Origin of the sequence: Bradyrhizobium sp., from assembly GCF_030697065.1 — a bacterium.
Lineage (GTDB): Bacteria > Pseudomonadota > Alphaproteobacteria > Rhizobiales > Xanthobacteraceae > Bradyrhizobium.
In genome coordinates this window covers 1-5,273 of record NZ_JAUYQU010000232.1, presented here as the reverse complement: position 1 = coordinate 5,273, position 5,273 = coordinate 1, and the positions used below count along the sequence as shown (strand labels likewise).

5 protein-coding genes and 1 pseudogene are annotated in these 5,273 nt (G+C 63.6%); 1 reads left to right on the top strand and 5 read right to left on the bottom strand.

Annotated features, from left to right (window positions below):
• Positions 1 to 154, top strand: a pseudogene (locus tag Q8R73_RS18430) (dihydroorotate dehydrogenase (quinone)); the annotation flags it as partial.
• A 188-nt stretch (positions 155 to 342) separates the two neighbouring features.
• Here Q8R73_RS18430 and Q8R73_RS18425 read toward each other — a convergent pair.
• From Q8R73_RS18425 to Q8R73_RS18405, 5 genes are all read right to left on the bottom strand, one after another.
• Positions 343 to 1,077 carry an MBL fold metallo-hydrolase gene (locus Q8R73_RS18425; RefSeq protein WP_305720982.1) on the bottom strand — a complete coding sequence of 245 codons (735 nt, stop codon included), beginning with the start codon at positions 1,075 to 1,077 and terminating at the stop codon, positions 343 to 345.
• Between the two features lie 18 nt (positions 1,078 to 1,095).
• Positions 1,096 to 2,370: an MATE family efflux transporter gene (locus tag Q8R73_RS18420; protein WP_305720983.1), complete on the bottom strand. Its 1,275-nt coding sequence runs from the start codon at positions 2,368 to 2,370 to the stop codon at positions 1,096 to 1,098.
• Between the two features lie 76 nt (positions 2,371 to 2,446).
• The gene (locus Q8R73_RS18415) at positions 2,447 to 2,749 is read right to left on the bottom strand and encodes a DUF6460 domain-containing protein (RefSeq protein WP_305720981.1); all 303 of its coding nucleotides are present in this window, start codon (positions 2,747 to 2,749) and stop codon (positions 2,447 to 2,449) included.
• Positions 2,750 to 2,945: 196 nt separating this feature from the next.
• Complete coding sequence (locus Q8R73_RS18410; RefSeq protein ID WP_305720980.1) at positions 2,946 to 4,295, bottom strand: ferredoxin reductase family protein; 1,350 nt, start codon at positions 4,293 to 4,295, stop codon at positions 2,946 to 2,948.
• Positions 4,296 to 4,416: 121 nt separating this feature from the next.
• The coding region (locus Q8R73_RS18405) for a putative PEP-binding protein (RefSeq protein ID WP_305720979.1) at positions 4,417 to 5,273 on the bottom strand (857 nt) is incomplete at its 5' end.

Below are 5,273 nucleotides of genomic sequence, written 5' to 3'. Positions count from 1 at the left end.
GCTCTATTCGTCGCTGATCTACAAGGGCCTCGGCCTCGTCGAGGAAATCAAGAACGATCTCGCCTCGACCCTGCTGCGTACCGGCCGCGACTCGCTGTCGGAAATCGTCGGCGCCGATGCCGCGACGATTACCGCCGAGGATTGGCCGGTTTAGAGGCCCGTTGCGAGCCAACTGGTCGCGCGAATGCGCGCCCGATGACAGGCCCCGCGAAGCAATCCAGTCCTTCAACGTCATTGCGAGCGTAGCGAAGCAATCCATCTAACAGCGGTACCGGTTGATGAATGGATTGCTTCGTCGCAAGCGCTCCTCGCAATGACGAACGTTAGGCCGTTCACGTCTTGTCAAACCTCCACCACCATCCCGTCGCTGGCCGCCGTATAGCTCAGCGTATCCAGTCGTCCCAGCATGTCGTCGCTCATATGCGTCAGCACCAGCCGTTTCGGGCGGATCTCGGGCAGATGCGCCTCCAGCGTCGTCAGGCTGAGGTGGTTCTTCACCACCTTGTCGTAATAATACGCCTCCGCGATCAACAGGTCGGCGTCGCGGCCCAGCGGAATCAGCGTCTCGGTCCATTCGGTGTCGGCGCTGTAGGCGATGACGCGGCCCTCGGCCTCGACCCGGTAGGCCAGAAACGGCCCGCCGGATTCGCCGTGCACCACTGGGTAGGGCGTGACATCGACCGCGCCGAAGCTGCACCTTTCCCCGGGCTTCAGCGCGACAATCGACAGCTCGAACTTCGGTTGGGTCTTCGACGAATGCTCGAACAGCGCTTCCATCAACTGCGCCAGCCGGGTTTCAATTCCCTGCGGCCCGGCGATCGCGAGCGGACGGCTGCGGCGGGTGAACTGCGCATCCAGCAGCAGGAACGGCAGGCCGCCGAAATGATCGCCGTGGAAATGCGTGATCAGGATCAGGTCGATCGCCTCGCGCGCGATGCCGAGCCGCTTCAGCGCCGGCAGCGAGGTCGCGCCGCAATCTATCAGGAAGTTGACGTGGTCGCCGGTGGCATGAAAGCAGGTATTGTTCCTGCCGCCGGAGCCGAGTGCATCGCCGCAGCCGACAAATCGCAATTGCATCGGTGATGCCCTCCGGGTTCAGCCGGGCAGCGGCGCCGGCCCGAACGACTTGCGCAGCATCGCCGGATAGCGCAGCGCCTGCAACCCGCCGCGCGCGGCATAATGCACCAGCAGCGCGCCCCACAGCCCCGCATTGCCGAACGACCGCAGCGCCAGCCAGGCGCCGAGAAAGATCAGCAGCGAGAGCACCATCAGGTTGCGCATCTCGCGCGCCCAGGTCGCACCGATGTAGATGCCGTCATAGGCGAAGGCGAACACGCCGAGCACCGGCGCCAGCGTCACCAGCCACAGATAGTCGCGCGCGGTTCTGCGGACTTCTTCGCTCGCGGTCATGATATCGATCAGAACCGGCCCGAACAACGCGTAGGACAAAGTCACCGCCAGCGCGAAGCCGAATCCCCACGCGATCACCAGCCGGGTCGCGCCGGTAAACCCGCTGCGGTCGCGGGCGCCAAAGGCGCGGCCGCATAATTGCTCGGCGGCGTTGGCGAGGCCGTCGAGGAAGAATGCGCTGATCAGCAGGAAATTGTTGAGCACTGCGTTGGCGGCCAGCGTCACGTCGCCATGGCGCGCGCCCTGCGCGGTGAAGAACAGGAACGCGGCGATCAGGGACGCGGTGCGGATCATGATGTCGCGGTTGACCGCGAGCATGCGGAGCAGCTTCGCCCGGTCCAGCAGCGCCGCGCGCGGGACGGCGGGCTGTCCGCGCGAAAGCCGCCGCGCGATCAGGAAGCCGAGCACGAGCCCGGTGGCTTCCGCGACCAATGCGGCGATCGCCGCCCCGGCGATGCCGAAGTCGTACACCAGCACCAGCAGCATGGTCGCCGCCACGTTGGTGAGGTTGATGGCGATCTGCACGGCCAGCGCGGTCTTGGCGCGGGCCTGGCCGATCAGCCAGCCGAGCACGACGTAATTGGACAGCACCAGCGGCGCCGACCAGATCCGGACGTCGAAATAGATTCTTGCGGCGCGGGTGACGGCTTCGCTGCCGCCCATCGCGCCGAACAGAGCCGCGGCGAGCGGCAGCTGCAGGACGATGAGCGACGCGCCGACCACGGCCGCGGCGACGAGGCCCCGCAGCAGCAGCGCGCGCAATTCCCTGGCTTCGCCGGCGCCGAGCGCCTGCGCGGTGAAGGCCAGCGTGCTCATGCGCAGGAAGCCGAACAGCCAGAACAGGCAGTCGAACACCACCGATGCGATCGCCACGCCGCCGAGCAGCGTCGGTTCGCCCAGCCGCCCGATCGCGATGGTCGAGACGATGCCGATCAGCGGCGTCGTCAGGTTCGCCACCATCGCGGGACCCGCGATGGCGAAGACCTGCGCGGTCGTGACCTTCGTTGGGGAAATCAGCAAACCCGAGTTCGCGAATCTATCGTCCGCGCGGCGTGCCGAACAGCCGCGACAGCAGCCAGATCGGGATCACGATCACGGCGCCGAGCAGGAAATAGCGCCACGCCCAGTTGATGGCGTCGAAGCCGAGATTGTAGATCCAGTCGAACAGCCGCCGGATGCTGCTGAGGATGTTCCAGGGATCGAAGCCGATCGCCGACAGGACGACACCGACCAGCATCGACAGCAGGATCAGCCGGAACGCCACCGCCAGCGGTGAGCCGCCGAGAAAGCGGTAGAGGCCGTCATTGGCGGCGGGCAGTTCTCGGGTCTCGTTGGGCATCGATGGTCTCCCGGAGCGGATTCGCCCGCGCAATACAGTCTCGTGGACTGACATGGGGAACTTGTGTGCTGGCGTCAATGGTCGACCGCCGGCCGGGTGATACTATCGCAGCGCGAAAGCGATCGCCGCCACAATCATGAATAGCGTTAAGCCGCCACAAGCCAGAAGGATCAGTCGATGGCGCATTTGCGTTCCATTATTCGTACTTGAACTTCTCGGAAACGATTTGGCGCAACGGCACCCCGAGCCTTCCCAGGGTGTCCTCGACGCTATCGATCATCGGGGTCGGTCCGCACACGAAATAAAGCCAGCGACCGCGGTCCGGGACATCGAGGCGGCGCCGCAACATCGCTTCATCAAGCTGGCCTGCGTCTCCGGACCAGCCCCGCGGCGGCTCGGACAACACGTGATGCACCGTGAGCCGCAAATCCTTCTGCATGGTCTCGAGCTCCTCGCCGTACAAGATCTGCTCATGCGTCCGGTTCCCGTAAAGCAGGATCATGGGCCGTGGGTCTCGTTCGGCTCGAAGCTGGCGCAGAATGCTGATGATGGGAACAAAACCGACACCGCCGGCGACGAAGGCGAGGCCGGTTCCCTCGCGCCCGGCCATGGTGAAGTTGCCGTGTGGGCCGTCCAGATAAGCTCGCGCCCCGACAGGAAGGCGTCCAATCCTGTTGGTGAAATCGCCGGCCTCCTTGATGGTGAACGCCAGCCGCGGCCGGTCCGCCGGACATGAACTCATGGAAAACGGATGTTCGGTGATGGCAAATGGCGAGCGGTCGAGCGTCAACCAAACGAACTGTCCTGCGTCGAATTCCAGCGCCGGTACGCCGACCGGTTCAATGATGACCTCCCAGGTCTTGAGGGCTGCCGGCTCGACCGATGTTACGCGGTAGGGCCTGCGCAACTGCCGCAGCGGCGTGATCACATGAACATAGCCGAAAGAGAACAAGGCAATTCCCAGCATGCCAAGCCAGTACCCCGCCAAGACGGGATGTTCGCTGTACCGCCCGGCATCGAGCGTATGGTGAGTGCCCAGAGCTGCGATGGTGACGGCCCCGAGACCATGAACGACGCGCCAGCCCTCATAGTCGCTATTGCTTTGATTGCGGAACACAGCAATCGCCACCAGGGCCAGAAGCAGCAGCAGCGCGAGCGCACCGCTGAGGAGCGAGGCGCCAGTCAGTCCGAGTCCGCCATTTCCCCATCCCGAGCGGAAAGTTATCCAGGAAGTTTGATAGATAAACGGATGCGCGAGGAGGAAAACCAGCAACGTCCACGAGATCAGTTGATGAAACCGCATGGTCACGTCTATGCCGATCCGGCCGGAGACGATCCGGAACCGGCCGGAGAGCACGAACTCCAGCAGCAGCATGCCGAATCCGATCATCGCCAGGGCGGACGCCAGTTCGTCACGGAACGGACGGCGTGGCATGCCCAAAGCGACTGACAGGCCGAGCGGCGCGAGGGCTATAATCGCGTAAAAGCACATGAGCGGAATCAAGGGGATTCCGCGTATCGCCTTGCCTGCGATCGGTTTCGCCATGGAAGCGTGACCTCTGCCATTTTTACAGCGAACAAGAAATTCCAGCGCAAGGCGCCAGCTGATCGATTGCCGTGGACACGGGATCCCCTGGCGGAGAGCCACTGTGCCTGGTTGATGAAAATCATCCAGGATCTGAAGCGATTGCGTCCTTACCGGTTGCTTCGGCCGACGCAACCTTGCGCTTGACCGCGATGAAGCTGTCGGGGCTGACGGAAATGGAGTCGATGCCGCAGGCGACCAGAAATTCGGCGAATTCGGGGTGGTCGCTCGGTGCCTGTCCGCATAATCCGATCTTGGCACCGGCCTTGTGAGCCTCGCGGATGACGCTGCTGATCATCCACTTCACGGCCTCGTCCTGCTCGTCGAACAGTTCCGCAAGTTCCTCGGAATCGCGGTCGACGCCGAGCGTGAGCTGGGTCAGATCGTTGCTGCCGATCGAAAATCCGTCGAACCGCTCGGCGAATGCCTTCGCCAGGATGACGTTTGAGGGGATTTCGCACATGACGTAAACTTCGAGACCATTGTCGCCGCGCCGCAGGCCGTTCTCGGCCATGATGTCGAGGACGCGGTCCGCCTCCTTGATCGAGCGGCAGAACGGGATCATGACGATGACGTTCCGGAAGCCCATTACCTCACGCAAGCGTCGGATCGCCCGGCACTCCAGTGCGAAGCCGTCGCGATAGCGCGGTGAATAATAACGCGAGGCGCCGCGGAACCCGATCATCGGATTCTCCTCCTTGGGTTCGAAGGCGGCGCCACCGATGAGATTGGCGTATTCATTGGTCTTGAAGTCGCTCATCCGGATGATGACCGGCTTGGGATGCTGAGCGGCTGCGATGCGCGCGAGCCCACGAGCCAGGCGGTCGATGAAATACTCCTTCTTGTCCGCGTAGCCCTGGGTGAGGTCGGCAATGGTCTGTTTGGCATCCCGATCCTCGAGCGTGTCGAAGTGGACCAGCGCCATCGGGTGCACCTTGA

Bases quoted from the DNA above. Each gene is read 5' to 3' on its own strand.
- Q8R73_RS18410 (WP_305720980.1), bottom strand. From the start codon at position 4,295: ATGGCGAAACCGATCGCAGGCAAGGCGATACGCGGAATCCCCTTGATT.
- Q8R73_RS18415 (WP_305720981.1), bottom strand. From the start codon at position 2,749: ATGCCCAACGAGACCCGAGAACTGCCCGCCGCCAATGACGGCCTCTAC.
- Q8R73_RS18425 (WP_305720982.1), bottom strand. From the start codon at position 1,077: ATGCAATTGCGATTTGTCGGCTGCGGCGATGCACTCGGCTCCGGCGGC.
- Q8R73_RS18420 (WP_305720983.1), bottom strand. From the start codon at position 2,370: ATGGTGGCGAACCTGACGACGCCGCTGATCGGCATCGTCTCGACCATC.